General features: G+C 71.0%; 21 protein-coding genes. 9 read left to right on the forward strand and 12 right to left on the reverse strand.

Translation table 11 applies throughout. The features are described 5' to 3' along the window. Window positions 1–38 precede the first annotated feature (38 nt). Complete coding sequence (gene dapC, locus ACOJV7_RS03045; RefSeq protein WP_420188686.1) at window positions 39–1,181, reverse strand: succinyldiaminopimelate transaminase; 1,143 nt, start codon at window positions 1,179–1,181, stop codon at window positions 39–41. Continuing rightward, the gene (gene fdxA, locus ACOJV7_RS03050) at window positions 1,178–1,504 is read right to left on the reverse strand and encodes a ferredoxin (RefSeq protein WP_035947089.1); all 327 of its coding nucleotides are present in this window, start codon (window positions 1,502–1,504) and stop codon (window positions 1,178–1,180) included. The genes dapC and fdxA overlap by 4 nt, the downstream gene beginning before the upstream one ends. A 20-nt stretch (window positions 1,505–1,524) precedes the next feature. On the opposite strand from fdxA, the gene ACOJV7_RS03055 reads away from it, so the two are divergent. Further along, complete coding sequence (locus tag ACOJV7_RS03055) at window positions 1,525–2,583, forward strand: GNAT family N-acetyltransferase (protein WP_420188688.1); 1,059 nt, start codon at window positions 1,525–1,527, stop codon at window positions 2,581–2,583. Between the two features lie 7 nt (window positions 2,584–2,590). Here the strand turns inward: ACOJV7_RS03055 and ACOJV7_RS03060 are convergent, their stop codons facing one another. From ACOJV7_RS03060 to ACOJV7_RS03085, 6 genes are read right to left on the reverse strand one after another with little or no spacing between them, the layout of a single operon-like run. Continuing rightward, window positions 2,591–4,306, reverse strand: coding sequence for a VanW family protein (locus tag ACOJV7_RS03060; RefSeq protein WP_420188689.1), 1,716 nt, complete (start codon window positions 4,304–4,306; stop codon window positions 2,591–2,593). Window positions 4,307–4,343: 37 nt separating this feature from the next. Then, the gene (locus tag ACOJV7_RS03065) at window positions 4,344–4,829 is read right to left on the reverse strand and encodes a flavin reductase family protein (protein WP_420188690.1); all 486 of its coding nucleotides are present in this window, start codon (window positions 4,827–4,829) and stop codon (window positions 4,344–4,346) included. Window positions 4,830–4,852: 23 nt separating this feature from the next. After that, window positions 4,853–5,725 (reverse strand): PIG-L family deacetylase, encoded by an 873-nt coding sequence (locus tag ACOJV7_RS03070; protein WP_420188691.1) that lies wholly within the window; start codon window positions 5,723–5,725, stop codon window positions 4,853–4,855. Continuing rightward, window positions 5,722–7,530 carry an ABC transporter substrate-binding protein gene (locus ACOJV7_RS03075; protein WP_420188692.1) on the reverse strand — a complete coding sequence of 603 codons (1,809 nt, stop codon included), beginning with the start codon at window positions 7,528–7,530 and terminating at the stop codon, window positions 5,722–5,724. The genes ACOJV7_RS03070 and ACOJV7_RS03075 overlap by 4 nt, the downstream gene beginning before the upstream one ends. A gap of 44 nt (window positions 7,531–7,574) precedes the next feature. Continuing rightward, entirely contained in the window at window positions 7,575–9,476 is a 1,902-nt protein-coding gene (gene typA, locus ACOJV7_RS03080; RefSeq protein WP_420188693.1) for a translational GTPase TypA, read from the reverse strand. A 25-nt stretch (window positions 9,477–9,501) separates the two neighbouring features. Beyond that, on the reverse strand, window positions 9,502–9,957 hold the full coding sequence (locus ACOJV7_RS03085; RefSeq protein WP_420188694.1) for a (deoxy)nucleoside triphosphate pyrophosphohydrolase: 456 nt from the start codon (window positions 9,955–9,957) through the stop codon (window positions 9,502–9,504). Window positions 9,958–10,151: 194 nt separating this feature from the next. Here ACOJV7_RS03085 and ACOJV7_RS03090 point away from each other — a divergent pair, with 194 nt between their 5' ends. The 8 genes from ACOJV7_RS03090 (at window position 10,152) to ACOJV7_RS03125 (ending at window position 18,059) form a co-directional block, all read left to right on the forward strand. Next, complete coding sequence (locus ACOJV7_RS03090; protein WP_420188695.1) at window positions 10,152–11,825, forward strand: ABC transporter substrate-binding protein; 1,674 nt, start codon at window positions 10,152–10,154, stop codon at window positions 11,823–11,825. An 87-nt stretch (window positions 11,826–11,912) separates the two neighbouring features. Next, entirely contained in the window at window positions 11,913–12,923 is a 1,011-nt protein-coding gene (locus ACOJV7_RS03095) for an ABC transporter permease (protein WP_420188696.1), read from the forward strand. Window positions 12,924–12,928: 5 nt separating this feature from the next. Further along, entirely contained in the window at window positions 12,929–13,945 is a 1,017-nt protein-coding gene (locus ACOJV7_RS03100) for an ABC transporter permease (protein WP_420188697.1), read from the forward strand. Between the two features lie 7 nt (window positions 13,946–13,952). Beyond that, on the forward strand, window positions 13,953–15,020 hold the full coding sequence (locus ACOJV7_RS03105; protein WP_420188698.1) for an ABC transporter ATP-binding protein: 1,068 nt from the start codon (window positions 13,953–13,955) through the stop codon (window positions 15,018–15,020). Beyond that, complete coding sequence (locus tag ACOJV7_RS03110) at window positions 15,017–16,192, forward strand: ABC transporter ATP-binding protein (RefSeq protein ID WP_420188699.1); 1,176 nt, start codon at window positions 15,017–15,019, stop codon at window positions 16,190–16,192. Before ACOJV7_RS03105 ends, ACOJV7_RS03110 begins: the two co-directional genes overlap by 4 nt. Window positions 16,193–16,334: 142 nt before the next feature. Further along, complete coding sequence (locus ACOJV7_RS03115) at window positions 16,335–16,643, forward strand: 4a-hydroxytetrahydrobiopterin dehydratase (RefSeq protein ID WP_420188700.1); 309 nt, start codon at window positions 16,335–16,337, stop codon at window positions 16,641–16,643. After that, window positions 16,636–17,358 (forward strand): VIT1/CCC1 transporter family protein, encoded by a 723-nt coding sequence (locus tag ACOJV7_RS03120; protein WP_420188701.1) that lies wholly within the window; start codon window positions 16,636–16,638, stop codon window positions 17,356–17,358. Before ACOJV7_RS03115 ends, ACOJV7_RS03120 begins: the two co-directional genes overlap by 8 nt. After that, a complete protein-coding gene (locus ACOJV7_RS03125) occupies window positions 17,358–18,059 on the forward strand; it encodes a type 1 glutamine amidotransferase (protein WP_420188702.1) in 702 nt (233 codons plus the stop codon). The genes ACOJV7_RS03120 and ACOJV7_RS03125 overlap by 1 nt, the downstream gene beginning before the upstream one ends. Before the next feature lie 69 nt (window positions 18,060–18,128). Here the strand turns inward: ACOJV7_RS03125 and malQ are convergent, their stop codons facing one another. The 4 genes from malQ to ACOJV7_RS03145 all read right to left on the reverse strand — a co-directional run bounded on the left by malQ (window position 18,129) and on the right by ACOJV7_RS03145 (window position 23,028). After that, the gene (gene malQ / locus ACOJV7_RS03130; RefSeq protein WP_420188703.1) at window positions 18,129–20,276 is read right to left on the reverse strand and encodes a 4-alpha-glucanotransferase; all 2,148 of its coding nucleotides are present in this window, start codon (window positions 20,274–20,276) and stop codon (window positions 18,129–18,131) included. 80 nt (window positions 20,277–20,356) lie between these two features. Beyond that, window positions 20,357–22,003: a monocarboxylate uptake permease MctP gene (mctP, locus tag ACOJV7_RS03135; RefSeq protein WP_420188704.1), complete on the reverse strand. Its 1,647-nt coding sequence runs from the start codon at window positions 22,001–22,003 to the stop codon at window positions 20,357–20,359. Further along, entirely contained in the window at window positions 22,000–22,425 is a 426-nt protein-coding gene (locus ACOJV7_RS03140; protein ID WP_420188705.1) for a DUF3311 domain-containing protein, read from the reverse strand. Before ACOJV7_RS03140 ends, mctP begins: the two co-directional genes overlap by 4 nt. A gap of 162 nt (window positions 22,426–22,587) precedes the next feature. Beyond that, window positions 22,588–23,028 (reverse strand): CHRD domain-containing protein, encoded by a 441-nt coding sequence (locus tag ACOJV7_RS03145; RefSeq protein ID WP_420188706.1) that lies wholly within the window; start codon window positions 23,026–23,028, stop codon window positions 22,588–22,590. Between the last annotated feature and the right edge of the window lie 14 nt (window positions 23,029–23,042).

Here is a 23,042-nt window from a genome sequence, read left to right on the forward strand (position 1 = left end):
GTCTGCGGGGCCACGCACTGCCGGGGGGCGAGAGAGAGTCAGGACCCGCCGCCGAGCCGGGCTGCGGCCGCGGCGATCCGCTCGTCGGAGGCGGTGAGCGCGATGCGCACGTGCTGCTGGCCGGCCCGGCCGTAGAAGGTGCCGGGGGCGGCCAGGAGGCCACGCTCGGCGAGCCGGCCCAACGTCGTCCAGGCGTCCTCCCCGGCGGTCGCCCAGAGGTAGAGTCCGGCGTCGCTGTGGGTCACCTCGAGCCCGAACGCACGCACCCCCTCGAGGAGGGTCGCGCGCCTCGCGGCGTAGACCGCCTTCTGCGCCTCGACGTGCCCAGCGTCGCCGACCGCAGCGGTGAGGGCGACCTGGACCGGCCACGGCACGATCATCCCCGCGTGCTTGCGGACCTCGAGCAGCCGCCCCACGAGGGCCGGGTCGCCGGCGACGAAGGCGGCGCGGTAGCCCGCGAGGTTGGACTGCTTGGACAGCGAGTAGACGCAGAGCAGGCCCTCGTGCGAGTCGCCGGAGACCCGCGGGTCGAGGATCGAGGGGGTCGTCGGAGGCTCTCCCGCCCCGCGGTCGGTGCGCCAGTCGAGCTCGGCATAGCACTCATCGCTCGCCACGACGACACCGTGACGACGCGCCCAGGCCACGACCTTGGCGAGGTGCTCGACCCCGAGGACCTGACCGGTGGGGTTGCCAGGACTGTTGAGCCACAGCAGTTTTGGCGTGGTCGAAGGCGTCAGCGGACCAAGTGCCGCAAGCCCGTCGACGACCTTCGGCGTCGCGCCCGCGAGCCGGGCACCGACGTCGTAGGTCGGGTAGGCCGCGGACGGGAAGCCGACGACGTCACCCGCCCCGAGACCGAGCAGCGTCGGCAGCCAGGCGACGAGCTCCTTGCTGCCGACGGTCGGGAGCACGCCGTCGGGGTCGACGTCCGGGACGCCGCGGCGCGCGGCGAACCACGTCGCCACCGCCTCGCGCAGCGCGGGCGTCCCCCACGTCTGCGGGTAGCCGGGCGCGTCCGACGCCGAGCGCAGCGCCTCCTGCACGACCTCCGGCGTCGGGTCGACCGGCGTGCCGACGGAGAGGTCGACGAGCCCCAGCCCGTCGTCCGTGGCAACAGAACTCGCCCGCTCCTTGACCGGAGCGAGCGAGTCCCAGGGAAAGTCAGGAAGCGAGAAGGTCACTCGTCATGTTCCTGCGGCGGCAGGGCCGCGATCAGCGGGTGGTCCTTGGGGATGAGCCCCATCTTCGCCGCGCCGCCGGGGCTGCCGAGGTCGTCGAAGAACTCGACGTTGGCCTTGTAGTAGTCGGCCCACTGCTCGGGGGTGTCGTCCTCGTAGTAGATCGCCTCCACGGGGCACACCGGCTCGCACGCACCGCAGTCGACGCACTCGTCTGGGTGGATGTAGAGCGACCGCTCACCCTCGTAGATGCAGTCGACAGGGCATTCCTCGATGCAGGCCTTGTCCTTGAGGTCGACACAAGGCTGCGCGATCACGTACGTCATGCGGCCATAGTATGCCGGTCGTGCCCGCCCCTCTCGACGCCGTCCGCATCGGCGCCCGCGTCGTCGTCAGATCGCGACTGGACCCACGTCGCGAAGCGCCCCACGACGGCCCGTCGATGACCGATGCCGTGGGCACGCTGGTCTCCCGCACCGACACCGAGGTCGTCGTCCAGACGCGCCACGGCGAGGTCACCATCCCCCGCGACCGGATCGTCGCGGCCAAGGAGGTCCCACCCCGACCCAGCCGTCGCGCCGCGCACCTGGCGATCTCCGTCGACGACCTCCAGCGCGTCATGGGTCCCGCGTGGGGCGCCGTCGAGCGCGAGCACCTCGGCGACTGGGAGCTGCGCGCCTCGAGCGGCTTCACCCAGCGCGGCAACTCCGTCCTGCCCGTGGGCACCCCCGGGCTCCCCCTCTCGGAGGCGGTCGACCGCGTCGAGCAGTGGTATGCCGCCCGCGGCCTCCCCGCGAAGGTGTCCCTCCCCGGGCCGGTCGGGTTCGCACCCGGCGACGACCCGCTCGGCGCCGAGCTGCTCGGCCGCGGCTGGACCGCCGGCGACCGCACGCTCAACCTCACGGCGGCGACGCAGACCGTGGCCGGTGGCGGCACCGACGCCCCCGCGACCGACGCCCCAGGGGTGCGCATCACCAGCGACCTCGACGACTCCTGGCTCGCCGCCTACTCCCTGAGCCGGCCCCTCGAACGCGAGGTGGCCGCGCGCGTGCTCACGGGCAGCCCCGGCCAGCTCTTCGCGAGCATCGCCACGGGTGGTGGGCTCGCCCAGCGGCTCGGCCTCGACACCCCGGGCTCGCGCGACCCCCGGCCTGTGGCCATCGGCCGCCTCGCGTTCGCCGGCGGGTGGGCCGGGCTCGCGGCCGTGTGGACCGACCCGGCCATGCGTGGGCGCGGGCTGGCGACCCGGCTCACCCGCGCGCTCGCGGCGCGAGCGGAGGCGGACGGCATACGGCTCGTCCACCTGCAGGTGGAGGCCGACAACGCGACGGCCATCCGCCTCTACGAGCACCTCGGGTTCGAGCGGCACTCGAGCTACGTCTACCTCACGGCACCTCGGGGCTGACCGACGACTACTTCGCGTCGGGATGGGTGCAGGTGACGTCGTCCTCGGGGTTGTAGTGGGTGTTGAAGGCCTGGGTCCGCACGGTCCTGCCGCCCTGCTTGAAGATGCGGGTCACCGTGACGTCGAAGCCGGGCGTCGGTGCCTGGGTGATGCACTCCGGCGACGGGTCGGTGATCTTCTTGGGCTGGACGATGTTGCGCCGGGGGCTCTTGTTGGACGAGACGTCCCACTTCTTCGTGCCGTAGAACGACACGGTCACCTGGCCGCCGGTCGAGCTGGCCCGGATGTAGATGCCGCCGTCGGTGGTGTTGACCCACCGGTTGTCCGGGTAGGGGTAGGAGATCGTCGCCTCGCGGCCCTCGGGGTAGCGCGAGATGTAGAAGCCGTGCGCCATGTACTGCTTGAACTCGACCCCGGCGAAGAACGCGGCGTTGAAGAGGGTCGTCGAGACCTGCGAGATGCCGCCACCGTAGTTCTCGCTGAGCCGGCCCTCGGAGATGACGCCGCCCTTGACGTAGCCCTTGTCCGGCGTGCGGCGGCCGAGGACGTCGTTGAGGCTGAACGTGCCGCCCGGGGGCACGTAGGTGCCGTTGAGCGTGCGGGCCGCGATGCGGATGTTCGTCACGCGACCACCGCCGTTGGCGTTGAAGTACGTCGTGAAGGTCGAGATCTGGCCCTTGGGCAGGGTCGCCCGCGCCTTCTCTGTCGTGAACTTCGGCTGGGCCACGGTGACCGGCAGGATCGCGGCGCGGTCCTCCGACGTGAGCGCAGCGGTGACCGGCGCGACGATCTTGGTGGCGTCGAGGGCCACCCCGGTGCGCGACGGGACGACGGTGGGCTGGCCGTCCCTGAAGACGACGGTCGCGTCCTTGGCGTCGACCGTGGCCCTGGCCTTCTCAGCAGCCTTGGTGACGGCGTCGATGACGAGCTTGTCGTCGAACTTGGGGGTGATCTTGCCCTCGGCGTCGGCGGGGAAGCTGATGGCCGGGGCGAGAGCGGCCGGCGGCAGCTCGAAGGTCTTGTCGCCGGCCTTGACGGCGATCGGGGCCGACATCGCCTTGTCGGCGAACTCGGTCCTCACCCGCTGGAGCTCCTCGGCGGTCACCTTGGGCGAGGACTCCTCGACGGGGGCGACGATGGGTGCGGACCGGGGCCACGCGGAGGCGATGGTGTCCACCGTCGGCTCGACCTCGACCTTCTGGCCCTTCACGGGCTCGACGACGGCGACCTTGCCGCCGGCGACGGAGATCGAGCCGTCCTTGGGTGCGACCTCGAGCTCGCCCGCTGCCTTCTCGACGGCCGCCGTGAGCCTGTCCTCGTCGACCTTCGTGGTGAGGCTGCGCTCGACGCCGCCCGTGAGGTGCCCGATGACCTTGACCGGATTGAGGCTGAAGCCGGTGAGCTCGGCGACCGACTCGTCGAGGTCGACCTCGAGTCCGGCCTCCTTGGGGTCGATCGAGGCCTTCTTGTCGCCGGCGGTGAGCTCGATCGGGGCGGCCGACCGCTTCTCGACGCCCTTGGCCAGCGCGTCACGCGCCGCCGCCGGGCCGAGACCGCCGATCTGGACCCCGCCCACGGTGGTGTCGCTGGGCACCCGTCCACTGGCCCACGCCGCGGCGCCGACGTAGCCCACGACGAGCAGCGCGAGGGCACCGACGATCGAGGCGACGGCGACGCGCCTGCGTCGTGCCGGGCTCGGGTTCGGGTCGAAATCGCTGGTCATGCGTCGTGTCCTCGATGGGTGTCGTGTGCAGGTGGCGTCACGGAAGCGCTGAGTACTGTCCGCGGAAGTGTACGAGGGCGGGCGTGGGATCACCCGACAGGCGAGCGGCACGCACCTCCCCCACGATGATGCTGTGGTCGCCCGCCGGGTGCACGTCTCGCACGACGCACTCGAGGGTCGACAGGGCCCCGTCGAGCAGGGGGATCCCCGACGCGGTGAGGGTGTGCGGGGTGCGGTCCATCTGGCCCGGGAGGGGCCGTCCCGGCGTCGAGAACCACACCGCGGCGGCCCGCTGCGACGCGGCGAGCACGCTGACGCCGAACTCCCCGCGCTCGAGGACCGCGTCGTGGAAGCGTGCGTCGGTCTCGACGCAGACGAGGAGCAGAACCGGGTCGAGCGAGACGCTCGTGACCGAGTCCACGGTGATGGCGTGGTGGTGACCGGAGGCCGTCGTCGTCACGACGGCGACCCCCTTGGCGAGGCGTCCGATGACGTGCCGGTAGGCGTCGGTGTCGACCTCCACGGCGCCCTGCTCCCCCGCTGCCGTCACGCGCCGGCCCCGAGCAGTCCCGGACGACGGTCCCCAGCGCCCGCGGACGGCGCGAGCGCGCCCGTCGCGGGGTCGAGCAGGGCATAGCCCTCGCGCCCGGGCAGGCGTGAGGCGACGTCGTTGGAGAGGGCGAACCAGCCCTCGCCGACGACGACCTGCGTCTCGTGCGAGCGCAGCGCCTCCTGCTGCCGCTCGACGACCGTGGGATCGACGACGGCGTGCGTCACGAGGTCGTCGTCGACGACCGACGGCGGGTAGGGATCGCTCGGCGAGGGGACGGCATACCCGGTCCCGGAGGGCAGATGGGAGGCGAGCCACGCGCGGTCCTCGACGGCCCACGACCGCGGGGTCAGGGTGACGAAGAGCGGTGGAGCAGAGGGCATCTGGGCCATGGCGGTGCGCACGGCGTCGTGCACCCGGATGTGGTCGGGGTGGCCGTAACCGCCCTGCGCGTCGTAGGTCACGACGACGTCCGGAGCGATGCCCTCCACCGTCGCGCGGACGAGCGTCGCGACCTCGTCGAGGTCGGCACTCGCGAAGGCGCGAGCGTGCCCGAAGGCCGCCGACCCCACCATCCCGGAGTCCCGGTATGCCGGCTGCCCGCCCGGGTCGTCGGCGCCCAGCAGGTGGGAGGCGACCCCGAGGGTCGAGGTCGCGCCGGCCAGCTCACCCCGCCGGTGCTCGGCGAGGGGGTCACCGTCGGCGCCCTCGAGGTGGGCCAGCCCGGCCGGGATGACCTCGCCCTCCTCGCCGAGGGTGCACGTGAGGACGTGGACGTCGTCGCCGCGCTCGACGTGGTGCAGGATCGCCACGCCCGTCGCCAACGTCTCGTCGTCGGGGTGGGCGTGCACGAACAGCAGGCGTCTCACTGTCTGACCGCGATGTCCGCGAGCTCGACGACGCCACCGATGACCTCGTTGGCCGAGAGGTTGCGGACGTCGCTGCCCGCGATGTAGAGCGCCCGGCGCTCGGCCAGGCCGATGTAGGCACCCTGACCCTGCAGCGTGGCGTCGAGGGCGGCCCACGCCTGCTCCCGCTTGGCTCGGTCGCCGATCCTGCCGATGTTCTGGATCTCGGCGTTGACCGTCGCGTCGGCGAAGGAGCCGTAGTCACGACCGGGACCGGCCGGGGTGAGGTTGATCGAGCTGTCGAAGAGCGCAGGCAGGATCGTGCTCGCCGAGGCCCAGGCCGGCGACCAGTTCGACCAGAACACGTCGTAGCTCGACGCGGCGGCGGGCGCACCGATCGTGGCGAAGTAGTCGTCCTTCAGCGGCGTGAGGGTCGGCGCGAACCCGGCCTCGGTCCACCCCGCGACGAGCGCGGCCATCGCCTTGTCGGCGACCGGGCTGGAGCGGTAGACGACCCGCAGCGGCACGGGCAGCGTGAGCCCGGCCTTGCCGAGGAGGACCTTGGCGCGGTCGGCGTCACCGCGTGGACCGGCGGCGATCGGGTCCTCCTGATGGTGTGCCGGCAGCGACTCGGGGATGAGCGTCGTCGTGGGCCGGCCGGTCGTCGCGCCGCCGAGGGCGGTGACGTAGGCCTGGCGGTTCGTGGCGACGGCGAGGGCCTGGCGCGCCTCGGGCTTGGCGAAGACCTGGCTCTTGACGTTGGGGACGAGGTAGTCGACGAGCCCGGTGCCGGCGGTCACCGACCGCTCGGTGAGGGCGTCGACCGAGACGATGTGCTGCTGGATGGCCTGAGGCGCCGGACCGAGCGACACCGCGTTCCTGGCGCCGTCGCCGTCGGCCATGATCTGCTGCGCCACCGTCTGGGTCTCGATGCCCTCCTGGTGCTCGATCCGGTCCGGGTAGGCCCGGCGGACCTCGTCGGTCGACGCCTTCCAGTGGGGGTTGCGCTCCCACGACCCACCGGTGGACGCCCTCCACGGGGCGGCGAGCTTGTAGGGACCGCTCGAGAAGGCGACGTAGGTGCCGTCCTTGCCCTTGTCCGCCGACTTCTTCACGGGTGCGAACGCCGGCTGGCTGACCATCTCGTTGAAGTCACCCACCGGCGCGCTCAGCGTGAACGTGATCGTCGCGCCCCGGCAGGCCACGGCCTTGTCGTATGCCGCGGCGCCGGCCGCCGCCGCGGGTCCCGTCGCGTAGGGACCGCCGTAGATCGAGGCGCCATTGGGCTGCTTCGGCACGGCGAGGACCGCGAGGGCGTCGGTGGAGCCGCCGGTGATGACCGTGGTCGCGAAGGTGCGGGAGATGCCGTACTTGACGTCCTCGCACGTCACCGGCGAGCCGTCCTCCCACGCGATGCCGTCGCGCAGGGTGAACGACCAGGAGGTGAGCTCCTTGTTGGGTGTGCCCGTGTCCGTCGCGAGGTCGCCGACGAGCCGCGACTGGTTCCGCGGGTCCGTGCTCGGCTGGTAGGCCGTGAGCGTGCGCAGGAAGATCCGCCCGGCGAAGGCGGCATCGTCCCGGGCGCTGATCCGCTGTGGGTCCCAGCTGAGGACGGGTCCGAGCGAGAGCGCCTTGAGGGTGCCACCACGCTCGTCGACCCGGTCCCGGGCCGCCACCTGCGGGGTCTCGGCAGCGTCGCCGTCGCCGCCGATGAGGCTGCACCCCGCCATGCCCGAGACGAGCAGCACCACGAGCGCAGCCAGCATCGCCCAGACGCGGTGGCTGGGCTGGCGTCGAGACTGGTGCCGGCTGCTTCGGGTGTTCACGTGCGGGGTGCTTCCTCGGTGCGGTGCGGCGCGGGCGAAGCGCCTCAGTTCTTGCGGGCCCGCGAGGCCGTCCGGCCGCGCACGGTCTGGTCGAGCTCGACCTTGCGGATGCGGACCGCCTCGGGGGTCACCTCGACGCACTCGTCCTCGCGGCAGAACTCGAGCGACTGCTCGAGGCTGAGCCGGCGCGGCGGGACGACCTTCTCGAAGTTGTCTGCCGAGGAGGCGCGCACGTTGGTGAGCTTCTTCTCCTTGGTGATGTTGACGTCCATGTCGTCGGCGCGGGAGTTCTCGCCGACGATCATGCCCTCGTAGACCTCGGTCGACGGCTCGACGAAGAGCGTGCCGCGCTCCTGGAGGTTGACCATGGCGTAGGACGTGACCGGCCCCGAGCGGTCGGCGACGAGGGAGCCCGACGTACGGGTCGTGATCGTGCCGAACCACGGCTCGTAGTCCTCGAAGACGTGGTGCGCGATGCCGGCGCCACGGGTCTCGGTGAGGAACTCGGTGCGGAAGCCGATGAGTCCGCGCGACGGGACGAGGAACTCCATGCGGACCCAGCCGGTGCCGTGGTTGGTCATCTGCTCCATCCGGCCCTTGCGGGCGGCGAGGAGCTGGGTGATGGCGCCGAGGTACTCGTCGGGGGTGTCGATGGTGAGGCGCTCGACGGGCTCGTGCAGCTTGCCGTCCACGTGACGGGTGACGACCTGCGGCTTGCCGACGGTGAGCTCGTAGCCCTCACGACGCATCTGCTCGACGAGGATCGCGAGCGCGAGCTCGCCACGGCCCTGGACCTCCCAGGCGTCGGGGCGCTCGGTCGGCAGGATGCGCAGCGACACGTTGCCGATGAGCTCCTTGTCGAGGCGGTCCTTGACCATGCGGGCGGTGACCTTGGAGCCGCGGACCCGGCCGACCATCGGGCTCGTGTTGGTGCCGATCGTCATCGAGATCGCGGGCTCGTCGACGGTGATGACGGGCAGCGGCACGGGGTTCTCGGCGTCGGCGATGGTGTCGCCGATCATGATCTCGGGGATGCCGGCGATGGCGATGATGTCGCCGGGACGCGCCGACCTGCCCTCCTCGAGCGGCTTGCGCTCGAGGGCCTCGGTCATGAGGAGCTCGGTGATCTTGACGCGCTCGATCGAGCCGTCGTGCTTGCACCAGGCGACCTGCTGGCCCTTCTTGATCTCGCCGTTGAAGACGCGCAGGAGCGCGAGGCGGCCGAGGAAGTTGGAGGCGTCGAGGTTGGTGACGTGGGCCTGGAGCGGCGCCTCGGTGTCGTAGGTCGGCGCCGGGATCGTCGAGATGATCGTCTCGAAGAGGGCGGTGAGGTCGTCGCCGCCCGGGAGGCCGCCGTCGTCGGGGCGCTCCAGCGAGGCCCGGCCGTTCTTGGCGGACGCGTAGACGATGGGGAACTCGATCTGGTCCTCGGAGGCGTCGAGGTCGATGAAGAGCTCGTAGACCTCGTCGACGACCTCCTGGATGCGCGAGTCGGGGCGGTCGACCTTGTTGATGCAGAGGATGACCGGCATCTTGGCCGCGAGCGCCTTGCGCAGGACGAAGCGCGTCTGCGGCAGCGGGCCCTCGGAGGCGTCGACGAGGAGGACGACGCCGTCGACCATGGACAGGCCGCGCTCGACCTCGCCACCGAAGTCGGCGTGCCCGGGGGTGTCGATGATGTTGATCGTCAGGCCGTCGGCCAGACCCGCGTCCGTCGCAGCCTTGCCGGCGTAGTGGACCGCGGTGTTCTTCGCGAGGATGGTGATGCCCTTCTCGCGCTCGAGGTCACCGGAGTCCATGACGCGTTCGCCAGTGGTCTCGACGGTGGCTCGTTCGGCGAAGGCGCCTGCCTCCCAGAGCATCTTGTCGACCAGCGTGGTCTTTCCGTGGTCGACGTGCGCGACGATGGCGACGTTACGGATGTCGTCGCGAGTAGTGATGGGCATGATGCCCAGTCTCTCAGGATTTCGCTCAGGGACGAAAACGGCGGAACTCCGCCAGCAGCTCCCCCAGAGCGTCGACGATCGGGAGGTCCCCCGGGAGCCACGGCACGGCATACAGGTCGTGCGCCTCGAGCCAACGGAGCTCGTCGTGGTCCTCGATCGGCTCCGGGACGCCCGCGGTCACCTCGGCGAGGTGGACCGTCATGGCGTATGCCGTGCCCAGCGGCCAGCGACCACGCTCCAGTGGGCCGTCGACCCGTTCGCCCACGGCGACCTCGACGCCGAGCTCCTCGAGCAGCTCCCGGTGCAGGGCCTCGAGGACGGACTCGCCGGGGTCGACCTTGCCGCCCGGCAGCTCCCAGCCACCGGCGAGATCGGCCGGCTCGGTCCGCCGCGCCGCGAGAATTCGCGTCGGCCTGGCGAGATCGTCGACGAGCGCTGCGGCGACCACCTCGACGAGGTCGTTCGGCTGCTCCACGGGCACGCCGCGACTCCTTCCGGGATCCGGGTCTCACTCCGATAAACAAATGCAGTGTGCGGTTGTGGGGCGGATGAATGTCGCTAGGGTCAACCCGTCCGCTGCAGAGACGCACGACGCACGTGCCCGACTGCATGGTCGTTCCAGCCCTTTGTGGCCAACCGTGGCCCCAGAGGTTCGCACATCCAAGCGAGGTATCGATGACGTTCAAGCGCAAGGCGACGCCGTTCGCCGTGCTGACGGCCGCAGCCCTGGCCCTCACGGCCTGCGCCCAGTCCGACCGTGACGACTCCGGGTCGGACTCGGGCTCCACCAGCGGAGGCGGCTCGTCCACGTTCACCTTCGGCGCCGCCGGCGCCCCCAAGGTGATGGACCCCTTCTACGCCACCGACGGCGAGACCTTCCGCGTGACCCGCCAGATGTTCGAGGGTCTTGTCGGCATCAAGGCCGGCAGCGCCGAGATCGAGCCCGAGCTGGCCGAGAAGTGGGAGCCGGACGCGTCCGGCACCAACTGGACCTTCACGCTGCGCGAGGGCGTGAAGTTCCACGACGGCGAGCCGTTCAACGCCGACGCGGTGTGCAAGAACTTCGAGCGCATGTTCGACCAGAACCCGGCCGGCCAGGTCGCCGCCGAGTACTGGGCCGGCACGTTCGGCGCGTTCAAGGCCAAGGCCGCCGAGTCGCTCTACAAGGGCTGCGAGGCCAAGGACGAGAAGACCGTGGTCCTCTCCGTCACCCGCCCGACCTCGGGCTTCCCGACGTTCCTCTCGCTCGACTCGCTGTCCATGCAGTCGCCGAAGGCGATGGACGCGGGCAAGGCCAACGACGTCGTCGCCCAGGGTGAGGGCTTCACCTACCCCGCCTACTCCAAGGCCGGCGTGGGCACGGGCCCCTACAAGCTCGAGAAGTACGACGAGGCCAACAAGACGGTCACGCTCGTCCGCAACGACGACTACTGGGGCGAGAAGGCCAAGAACGCCAAGGTCGTCTTCAAGATCATCCCCGACGAGAGCACCCGTCGCCAGGAGCTCGAGGCCAAGAGCATCAACGGCTACGACCTGCCGAACCCGGCCGACTGGAAGGGCCTCGAGTCCGCGGGCAACAAGGTCGAGATCCGTCCGGCGTTCAACGTGTTCTACCTCGGTCTCAACCCGACCAAGAACCCGAAGCTCACCGACCTCAAGGTCCGCAAGGCGATCTACCAGGCCATCAACCGCGAGGAGCTCGTCAAGACGCAGCTCCCCGAGGGCGCCAAGGTCGCGACGCAGATGATGCCCGACACCGTGAGCGGCTACAACAAGAACCTCCAGGCCGTGGCCTACGACCCCGCTGCCGCGAAGGCTGCCATCCAGGCGGCCGGTGGCCTCACCCTGACGTTCGCGTACCCGTCAGAGGTCACGCGTCCCTACATGCCGAACCCGCAGAAGCTCTACCAGGCGATGGCGGGTGACCTCGAGGCCGCGGGTATCAAGGTCAACACGGTCACGAAGCCGTGGAACGGTGGCTACCTCGACGGTGTCGACGCCAACGCGTTCGACGCGTTCCTCCTCGGATGGACGGGTGACTACGACTCGGCGCACAACTTCATCGGCACGTTCTTCGGCAGCCTCGACGCCAACAACTTCGGTCTCACGAAGCAGGCGTTCGGCAAGACCCTCGCCGCGGACCTGGCCAAGGCCGACTCGACCGTCGACGAGGCCGAGCGCACCGCGATGTACGAGAAGATCAACCAGCAGATCCAGGAGGAGTACCTCCCGGCGCTCGCGATCAGCCACTCCCCGCCGGCGCTCGTCGTCGGTGAGGGCGTCGAGGGTGTCGTCGCCTCGCCGCTCACCGCGGAGGAGTTCAGTGGCGTGACCGTCGGCGGCAAGTGAGCCTGACCGCTCGCAACCGTTGACGGAGGTGGCCGTCCCGGCGAAGGATCGCCGGGGCGGCCACCGCCATGATGCAAGGAGGAACTCGTGCTGAGGTTCATCGTCCGCCGGCTCGTGCAGATGGTCGGCGTGCTGGTCGTGTTGTCGTTGTTGTTGTTCCTGTGGCTGCGCTCCCTGCCCGGAGGGACCGTCTCGGCGATCCTCGGTGAACGGGCCACGCCGGCCACCCGGGCCGCCATGGAGGCGCAGTTCGGCCTCGACCAGCCCATCTGGGTGCAGTACGGCAAGTTCGTCGGCCGCGTCGTCAAGGGCAACTTCGGCCCCTCGACGAGCGTGCTTCCCGGCGCCGACGCGCTGGACATCTTCCTCCAGCGCTTCCCCGCGACGATCGAGCTGAGCTTCTTCGCGATGCTCATCGCCATCGTCCTCGCCATCCCGCTGGGCTACTTCGCGGCGAGGAGGCGCGCGAGCTTCCTCGACAACGCGTCGGTGATCTCCTCCCTCGTCGGCGTCGCGATCCCCGTCTTCTTCCTCGCCTTCCTGCTCAAGTACGTCTTCGCGATCAAGCTCGGCTGGCTGCCCGTGTCGGGACGCCAGAGCGGCGACCTCGACGCGACCCGCGTCACCGGGTTCTTCGTCCTCGACGGCCTCCTCACGCGCGAGTTCGACGCCTCGTGGGACGCGCTCAAGCACCTCGTCCTCCCGTCGGTGGCTCTGGCGAGCATCCCCTTCGCCGTGATCTTCAGGATCACCCGCGCCGCCGTGCTGGACGTGCTCGACGAGGACTACATCCGCACGGCCGAGTCCAAGGGACTCACTGCCCGGATCATCCGGGGCCGCCACATCCTGCGCAACGCGATGCTGCCCGTGACGACGACGATCGGCCTCCAGATCGGCGCCCTCCTCGGTGGCGCCGTGCTCACCGAGGCCGTCTTCTCGTGGGGCGGCATCGGCGAGGCCCTCGCCCTGTCCTTCAGCCGCCGTGACTACCCGGTGCTGCAGGTCATCATCCTCGCGGCGGCCGCCGTCTACGTCCTCGTCAACCTGCTGGTCGACATCATGTATGCCGTGATCGACCCCCGAGTCCGGACGAGGTGACCCCCATGACCCCCTCCCCCATGGACCCGCGCCCCAGCGCCAAGAAGGACCGCATCGACGCCCTGGCCCAGACCGCCGCCCGCGGCGGCGGCGCCACGACCGCGGTCAAGGACCTCCACGTCGGCGACGCCGGCAAGGTCAAGGACACCGGTGGCGTCTCGCTCATCGCGAGTGCCTGGGCGCGGCTGCGACGCAACCCCGTGTTCCTCCTCGGGGCGACCATCACCCTCGTCTTCGTCGTCCTCGCGCTCATCGCACCGTGGATCGCACCCCACGATGCGGCCGAGCGGCTTCCGGAGCTCAAGGAGAACCTCAGCCCGGGCAACATCCCGGGGCCGATGCCCGGCTTCCCCCTGGGCTCGGACGAGTTCGGGCGTGACCTGCTGTCCCGGCTGCTCGTCGGCGCTCGGCAGACCCTCATCGTCGGTGTGTTCGCGACCCTCTTCGGCCTTACCGGCGGCATCGCCCTCGGCACCCTCGCCGGCGCCTTCGGCGGATGGGTCGACTCGCTCGTCATGCGCATCGTCGACGTCATGCTGTCGATCCCCTCGCTCCTCCTCGCCGTCTCGATCGCAGCCCTTGCGCCGCGGCCGTCGCAGTGGACCCTCATCATCGCCATCGCGACCGTGCAGGTGCCGATCTTCGCCCGGCTGCTGAGGGGGTCGATGCTCGCCCAGCGCAGCAGTGACCACGTCCTCGCTGCACGGGCGCTCGGCGTCAGGCGTGGAGCGATCGTCTTCCGCCACATGCTCCCGAACTCGCTCGGGCCGGTCATCGTGCAGTCGACCCTCGTCCTCGCGACGTCGATCATCGACGCTGCCGGTCTCTCGTTCCTCGGCCTCGGCAACTCCGACGACCGTCAGCCGGAGTGGGGCCAGATGCTGGGCGAGGCCCAGCGGAGCATCCAGGACTACCCGCACCTCGCGTTCTACCCCGCGATCTGCATCATCGTCGTCGCGCTCGGCTTCACCCTCATGGGCGAGTCGCTGCGCGAGGCCCTCGACCCCAAGAGCCGGAGGTGACCCGCGCATGACCCCCACCACCACCGCGGACACGACCCCCACCGACCAGACCAACGTCGCCGACCGCGACAAGGCCCGCCGCTGGCGCGAGGGCGGCAGCGAGCCGCTCCTGCGGGTGCGCGACCTGCGCGTCACGTTCCAGCGCCAGGGCCAGGAGCCCTTCGAGGCCGTGCAGGGCGTCTCGTTCGACGTCCACCCCGGGCAGACCGTCGGCCTCGTCGGCGAGTCCGGCTGCGGCAAGTCGGTCACCTCGCTCGCGATCATGGGCCTGCTCCCCCAGCGCGGCAACAAGGTCACGGGCACAGTCGACTACGAGGGGACCAACCTCCTCGGACTGTCCGACCATCAAATGCGGGACAAGCGGGGCAAGGACATCGCGATGGTCTTCCAGGACCCGCTGTCCTCGCTCAACCCAGTCATCCCGATCGGCCTGCAGGTCACCGAGGTGCTCGAGCGCCACCGCGGCATGTCGCGCAAGGCGGCCACCCCCGTGGCCCGCGAGCTGCTCGACCGCGTCGGCATCCCCGACCCGGACAGGCGGCTCAAGGACTACCCGCACCAGCTCTCGGGCGGCATGCGCCAGCGCGCGCTCATCGCCATCGCACTGGCCTGCCAGCCGCGGCTGCTCATCGCCGACGAGCCGACGACCGCGCTCGACGTGACGATCCAGGCCCAGATCCTCGCGCTGCTCAAGGAGCTCGTCGAGGAGTCGGGAACGGCCCTCGTCATGATCACGCACGACCTCGGCGTCGTCGCCGGTCTCTGCGACGAGGTCAACGTCCTCTACGGCGGCCGGATCGTCGAGCGCGGCGACCGGCACGACCTCTTCGCGCAGCCGCGCCACCCCTACACGCACGGCCTGCTCGCCTCGATCCCCCGCCTCGACGCCCCCCGCGGTCAGCGCCTGACCCCCATCCCCGGGTCGGTCTCGGACAACCTGCCGTGGACGAGCGCCTGCGCGTTCGCCCCCCGGTGCCCGAACCAGGTGGACATCTGCACCCGGCAGATGCCGGAGCTCGAGGAGCACCACCAGCGAGCCCTGCGCTGCTTCAACCCCGTGGAGGCCACCCGATGAGCCAGACGACCACCGACGCGACGCAGCCCACGGAGGGTGGGCGGCCGGCATACGACGGCAGTGACGTCCTCGTCGACGCCAAGGGCGTCAAGGTCCACTTCCCGATCAAGCGGGGCGTCATCTTCGACAAGACCATCGGCCACGTCTACGCCGTCGACGGCGTCGACCTGCAGATCCGGCGGGGCGAGACCTACGGGCTCGTCGGCGAGTCCGGCTGCGGCAAGTCGACGCTGGGGCGGGCGATCCTCAACCTCGAGCCACCGACCGACGGCACGGTGACCTTCGACGGCGTCGACATCGCCTCGCTCAAGGGTGAGGAGCTGCGCAGGAAGCGCCAGGACATCCAGATGGTCTTCCAGGACCCGCTGTCGAGCCTCGACCCGCGCCAGTCGGTCGAGTCCCTGCTCTTCGAGGGGATGAAGGCGCACGGCCTCGCCAAGAACCCCAGGGAGGCCCGGCCCCGCCTCGTCGAGCTGCTGGGCGCGGTGGGCCTGCCCGAGGCGGCCCTGGCGAAGTACCCCCACGAGTTCTCGGGCGGCCAGCGCCAGCGCATCGGCATCGCCCGCGCGCTGTCGGTCAACCCCAAGCTCATCGTCGCCGACGAGCCGGTCTCGGCCCTCGACGTCTCGGTGCAGGCGCAGGTCGTCAACCTCCTCGAGGACCTCCAGGAGGAGTTCGGTCTCACCTACCTCGTCGTCGCCCACGACCTCGCCGTCGTCCGGCACATCAGCGACCGGATCGGGGTCATGTACCTCGGTGCCCTCGCCGAGGAGGCCCATGCGGACGACCTCTACGGTCAGCCGCTGCACCCCTACACGCGCGCCCTCATGTCGGCCGTGCCGGTGCCGGACCCGGTCGTCGAGGACCGCCGCGAGCAGATCCTGCTCACCGGGGACCTCCCCTCGCCGTCGCGTCCGCCGTCGGGCTGCCGCTTCCACACCCGCTGCCCGTGGCGGCAGGAGACCAAGTGCGACACCGAGCGCCCGGTGCTCCGGGTGCCGGACATCCCCGGTGTCGGCGCCGGCCACCGCGTGGCGTGCCACTGGACCGAGCAGATCGAGTCCGGTGAGATCGAGCGCCACGAGGTCGCGCCCGAGGTGACCGACCTCAGCGACCTCCTCGACGGCGACGACTCCCTCATGGGGCCGGCGTCGATCTCCGAGGCGCTCTGACGCAGCCCTGCTCGTCCCGTGAGGCCGGTTCCGCGACGCGGAGCCGGCCTCACGGCATTCACGGCACGTATGCCGTGAGGCCCCTCCTTCGGGTAGGCGCGCCTTGCTGGACGGGTGCGCTCGCGAGGGAGAGGCTGGGGTCATGAGCCGCAAGCTGACCGACGAGGAGATCGAGCGCCAGCTCGCCGACCTCCCCCAGTGGACCCGCGACGGCGACGCCATCGTCGCGACCATCGAGGCACCCGACTTCCCCACCGCGATCCGCATCGTGTCCGAGGCGGCCGAGGTCGCCGAGGAGATGAACCACCACCCGGACATCGACATCCGCTGGCGGACGACCTCGTGGCTGCTCACGACCCACGACGCCGACGGCCTCACCCAGCTCGACATCGAGCAGGCGCACCGCATCACCGAGATCGCCCGCCGGCACGGCGCCTCCGTCGATGGCTGAGTCGACCGACCTCGTCGCCGAGCACGACGAGCCGCACGACCAGTCCTTCGGCGAGCGCCTCAACTGGCTGCGCGCCGGCGTCCTCGGAGCCGGTGACGGCATCGTGTCGACGGCCGGTCTCGTCATCGGCGTCGCCGCGGCGACGACCGACCGCGGGACGATCCTCACCGCCGGTCTCGCGGGCCTCGTCGCCGGCGCCATGAGCATGGCGGTCGGTGAGTACGTCTCGGTGAGCACCCAGCGCGACGCCGAGATGGCCCTGCTCGCCAAGGAGCGCCGCGAGCTGCGGGAGGAGCCCGAGGCCGAGCTCCAGGAGCTCGCCGAGCTCTATGAGGCCAAGGGCCTCAGCCCGGAGCTCGCGCAGGACGTCGCCGTCCAGCTCACCGCGCACGACGCCCTCGCGGCCCACGCCGAGACCGAGCTCGGCATCGACCCCGAGGCGCTGACGAAGCCGTGGAACGCCGCGTGGGCCTCCTTCATCTCCTTCACCGCCGGCGCCCTCATCCCGCTCGTCGCCATCGTCGTCTCGGGTGTCTCGGCGCGCGTCCCGGTGACGGTCGCGGCCGTCGTCCTCGCCCTCTTCCTCACCGGCTGGGCCAGCGCTCGGCTCGGCGGCGCCCCGATCCCACCGGCGGTGCGCCGCAACGTCATCGGAGGCATCCTCGCCATGGCCGTCACCTATGCCATCGGCTCACTCGTGGGCACGCAGGTCTGATGACGCGCGTCCTCGTCGTCCAGCACGAGCCCGAGGCGCCCGGCGGGTGGCTCGCCGAGCGGTGGGTCGAGCGCGGCATCGTCGTCGACACCGTGCGCGGCGACCTCGGCGACACCGTCCCCGACCGGGTGGCCCATGACGCCCTCGTCGTCCTCGGCGGCGCGATGAACGCCTACGAGGACGAGGCGTTCGCCTGGCTCGCACCGACGAAGGCGCTGCTGCGCGACACGGTGGCGGCCGGCATACCGACGCTCGGCGTCTGCCTCGGCCACCAGCTCCTCGGCGTCGCCCTCGGCGGCAAGGTCGTACTCAACCCGCGCGGACGGACGAGCGGGCTGGTTCCGTTGTCGCTCACCGCTGCCGGGGAGTCTGACGAGCTGCTGGCCGGGCTCGGGGGACGCGATGCCGTCCACTACAACGGTGACGTCGTCAGTCGTCTGCCCGCGGGTGCCCGATCGCTCGCGACGGCGCCGGACGGATCGGTGCAGGCGGCGCGGTTCGGCCCACGGGCGTGGGGCGTGCAGTTCCACCCCGAGACGACGCCCGAGATCTTCAAGGGCTGGATGACCGGCTTCTCGCCGGAGCCGCAGGAGCGGCCCGACTCCCCCACGACGTGGCTCACGGCGATGGAGTCGCGTCGCGATGCCCTGCGGACGACCGGGTATGCCGTCGCCGACGCGTTCGCGCGTCAGCTCACCTGAGACGCCGGCCTGAGACGCCGGCCTGAGGCGACCTGCCTGGGGCGCGCCTTGCTCGAGGCCCCGGGCCGCTCAGTCGCCCCGGGTGGCGCGGAAGAGCGGCTCCGCGAGCGTCGACCCCATGACGTCCTCGAGCGAGACCGGGCGCCCGTCGGGGCCGGTGAGCGGGAGCCGCCAGTTGGGGTACTCGTCGTCGGTGCCCGGCTGGTTGATGGCCCGGCGGTCCCTGACGACGTCGGCGAGCGAGACCGCGCGCATCACACTCGGCGTGTGGCCGAGCCATCGGTGCATCGCCTCGATGACCGAGGGTGCACCGGCGCCGGGCTCCAGCCACCCGCGCGCGACGAGCGCGTCGCGGACCGTCGCGATGGAGTGTTCCTCGGCCGCGCGCTCTTCCTCGACCGACCGCGTGAGCAGGCCCAGCCGCTCCCGGATCGCGACGTGCTCGAGCGCGAGGAAGCCCGCGGTGGGCGGCAGGTCGTGCGTCGTCACCGACGACAGGCAGAGCTCGCGGTAGCTCTCGGGAGGTGTCGGCGCGCCGTCGGTGTTCTCGAACCACATGATGCTCGTGCCGAGAACGCCGCGCTCGCTGAGGTAGTCGCGCGCGATGGCGGGCACGACGCCGAGATCCTCACCGATGACGACGGCACCGGCGCGCTGGGCCTCGAGGCAGAGGATGCCGATGAGGGCCTCGTGGTCGTAGGTGACGTAGGTGCCGTCGGCCGGGGTGAGGCCCCCACCCTGCGGGATCCACCAGAGCCGGAAGAGCCCGATGATGTGGTCGACGCGGATGCCGCCGGAGTCGCGCAGGACGGTGCGGACCATGTCTCGGAAGGGCGCGTAGCCGAGCTCGGCGAGCCGCTCGGGGTGCCATGGCGGCTGCGACCAGTTCTGGCCGAGCTGGTTGAACTGGTCCGGTGGCGCCCCGACCGTCACGCCGGTCGCCAGGGCGTCGGCGAGCCCCCAGGCGTCGGCTCCGAAGGGGTGCACCCCAACGGCGAGGTCGTGGACGATGCCGAGCGACATCCCGGCGTCCGTGGCCGCGCGCTGGACCTCGCCGAGCTGCCGGTCCAGGAGCCACTGGAGCCACACGTGGAAGTCGACGAGATCAGCATGGGCGGCGGCGAAGTCAGCCACCGCCGCCGACGTCGGGTCGTGCAGCTCGACCGGCCAGCTCGCCCACGGCAGCCCGTGGCGTTCCGCGATCGCGCACCACGTCGCGAACGTCTGGAGCCCTTCGCCCTCACGCTCACGGAAGCGCTCGAAGTCGCGGGCGCGCCGGCCCTCGAGACCCAGGTCGTGAACGAGCCCGAGCGCCTCGCGCTTGGCCGTCCACGCGGCGTCGCGGTCGATCGTGTCCTCGGAGTCGAGAGCGCGGACCGCGGCGGCGAGCTCGTCGACGCGGGCCCGGGCGGTGGCGTCGAGGTGCACGACCTCGGGGATGTCGTCGACCCGCAGATAGACCGGGTTGACGAACCGTCGCGTCGTCGGCAGGTAGGGCGAGGCCTCCATCGGCACGACCGGTTCGGCGGCGTGCAGCGGGTTGACGAGCACGAACTCGGCCCCGAGCTCGGTGGCCGCCCACGACGCGAGGTCCCCGAGGTCGCCGAGGTCGCCCACGCCCCACGAGGCGGCGGACCGCACCTGGTAGATCTGCGTCATGAGGCCGGTGACGCCGCCGTGGCGGAGAGCCTCCGGCAGCTCGAGCCGCTGCGGTGTCACGACGAGGGTCGCCGTGTCGGTGCCCTCGGTCACCGCAGGCGCGTCAAGGTGCGCGACGAGCCGGTGCCACCCGGTCGGCAGGTCTCCGGGCAGCTCGAAGGTCGCCTCACCGACCTCGCGCCCGTCGACGACGCGCGGGTGGACCCAGCGCTCCACCTGCGGCACGTCCCTGGTCGTGCCGTCCTCGAGCTCGACGGTGAGGCGCACGCCGCTCCCGTGGGGCACATGGGCGTGGACCCACGGGGTCCGGCCCGCACGGCATACGACGCTGGGTGGGAGGGTGCGCCGCCACGGGCGGTTCTCGGCGTCCGCGAGGGCAACCGAGACCGCCTCCTCCGAGGCGGCGTCGACGCCGAGGGCTCGGAGGACCGTTCGCAGCGTCCGGTCCGAGATGACGGTGTGCTGCCCGAGCCAGTTGGTGAAGTCGGTGGCGACCCCGTGGGCGTGAGCGAGCTCGACGAGGGCGGCGGAGGGGGCTGTGGGAGTCACGTCTCCCATCCTGCCCGTATGCCGTCCGCGGACCGGCGAAGGGCGCCACCGCGACTGCGGTGGCGCCCTTCGTCACGGGTCCGGTCAGGTCACGGGCTGGCCGTGCTCTCGTGCGGGCCGACGTCGAGCTTCTCGACGCGGGGGTCGCCCGCGTCGGCGAAGTAGTCGCCCTTGATGGTCTCGTCGTGGCCCTTCGACACCTTCGCGGCGTTGAGGGCCAGGCTGAGGAGTCCGGCGACGACGAGGTTGACGACGAACGCCGTCAGGGCGATGTAGCCCATCTGCGCGATGCCCGGGATGTTGGCGAGCGAGCCCCCGAAGTGGGCGCCCGTGACCGGGTTGACGACGTTGTAGGCCGCCCAGGTGCCGTAGACCATGCCGACGGCCCAGCCGGCGAGGAGTGCCCAGCGGTGGAACCACCGGGTGTAGAGGCCGAACACGATCGCCGGGAACGTCTGGAGGATCCAGATGCCACCCAGGAGCTGGAAGTTGATCGCGTTCTGCTTGTCGAGCAGGAGGACGAAGACGAGCGCGAAACCCTTGACGACGAGCGAGGCCAGCTTGGAGACCTTGGCCTCCTGCTGCGGGGTGGCGCCCGGCTTGATGAACTCCTTGTAGATGTTGCGGGTGAACGTGTTCGCCGCCGCGATCGACATGATCGCCGCGGGCACGAGGGCACCGATCGCGATGGCGGCGAAGGCGATGCCCGCGAACCAGCCCGGGAACATGTCCTCGAAGAGCTGCGGGATGACGAGCTGGGGGTTGGGCTTGCCGTCGAGGCCGATCGGCTTGGTCCCCGCCGCGATGGCCACCCACCCGAGCAGGGCAAGGAGGCCGAGCACGAACGAGTAGGCAGGCAGGATCGCCGCGTTGCGGCGGATCGTGTTGCGACTGCTCGACGAGAGGGTCGCCGTGATCGAGTGCGGGTACATGAACAGCGCGAGCGCCGAACCGAGGCCGAGGGTGGCGTAGGCCCACATCTGCGTGCTGCCGGGGATGAAGGCACCCGTGGGCTTCTGCGTCGCGGGGTTGGTCGTCGCCATCTTCTCCTCGGCGGCCCCGAAGATCGTGTCCCAGCCACCCACCTTGGTGGGCAGGTAGACGATCGCGACGATGATGACGAGGTAGATGAGCGTGTCCTTGACGAACGCGATGACCGCCGGTGCCCGCAGGCCGCTGCTGTAGGTGTAGGCCGCGAGCAGCGCGAACGCGATGAAGAGCGGCGCGTCCTTGGCGATGATGTTGTCGCCGCCGCCGAGCCCGACGACCTCGAGGACGGCCTGGATGCCGACGAGCTGGAGGGCGATGTAGGGCATCGTCGCGAGGAAGCCCGTGAGCGCGACCGCGAGCGAGAGGTGGCGGCTGCCGTAGCGACCCTTGACGAAGTCGGCCGGGGTGACGTAGCCGTGTCGGTGGCTCACCGACCACAGCCGCGCCATGAAGACGAAGATGATCGGGTAGAGCACGATCGTGTAGGGCACGGCGAAGAAGCCCGCGACGGCACCCGTCGCGAACATCGCGGCCGGGACAGCGACGAACGTGTATGCCGTGTAGAGGTCGCCTCCGAGGAGGAACCACGTGATCCATGTGCCGAACGAGCGACCGCCGAGGCCCCACTCGTCGAGGGACTCCATGCTCGTGGGACGGCGCCAGCGCGTGGCCATGAAGCCCATCACGGTGACGAGCAGGAAGAGCACGGTGAGGACGACCAGTGCGGTCCAGTTGACGCCGCTCATCGCCGGCCTCCCTCGGTGTCGGTGGGTCCGTCGATGTCGGTGCGGCCGTCGGCCCGTCCGTCGGCGTCGAACGGCTGGCCGTCGTGCAGGTCGGTGTCGGCGGCATCGCCGATCGTCGCTCCGTGCTCGTGTCGGCCGTGGCGGCGGCGCGGGCGGCGCTGGGCGTCACCCATGGGGCGGTGGGGGCGGGCCCGGAGCACGAGCTGGTAGGCGGTCCAGGTCATCGCCGAGCAGAGGAACACCCAGAGGAACTGGTACCAGATGAAGAACGGGAAGCCCCAGAGCTTCGGCTCGACCTTGCTGTAGGAGCTCACCCACATGAGCGCGACGATCGGGATGAGCAGGAGCACCCCGGCCGCGGCGAGCAACCCCTTGTTGGCGGGTGGGACCGTGTCATGGTCCACGACCTCGTGTTCGTCCACGTGAACGACCTCTTTCGTCTCGGATGCGGGCACCGTTGAGCGCACCACCGCGACACGATAGGGGTTCCGGGTGGCCCAGGTCACAGTGGCGCGCCGCCGTCTCTCGGGCTTGGTCCCGAGCCGTGATCCGCCTGTGTCGGACGCCTGATGGCGCCCGCCGGCTCAGCCGAGCTGGCCGCGCACCGCGCCGGCGGGGAACTCCGCATTGTGGACGTTGACGTAGTAGTTCCCCGGGTTGCGGATGAGCTCGAGGGCCAGCTCGCGCGACACCGCGGCGCAGCCGCTCGACTCCCCGGACGTGGGAGCGGCGAGCGGGATGACCACGGGACCGGGGTCGGTCTCCGGCGCGACGTGGACGTGAGCCGCAGTGGCCGGGGCGATGTCCTCGACGGTCAGGGTGTAGCAGACCTCGCCGGTGCCGGGGTTGATGCGGAACGTCGCCGTCCCAGACCCGTCGGGATCGCCTGGGCCGGGGCGCTCCGCGGACCCGGTCATCTCCACGGTGAGCGGTCGCCCACCGGCGGCGGCGACCGGGGCGACGACGAGGGCGACCGCGGCGAGGGCGGCCGTCGACAGGGTGAGCGTCGTGGTGCGGACGGACATGTCTCCTCCAAGGG

The organism is Knoellia tibetensis (assembly GCF_048606415.1).
GTDB classification, from domain to species: domain Bacteria; phylum Actinomycetota; class Actinomycetes; order Actinomycetales; family Dermatophilaceae; genus Knoellia; species Knoellia tibetensis.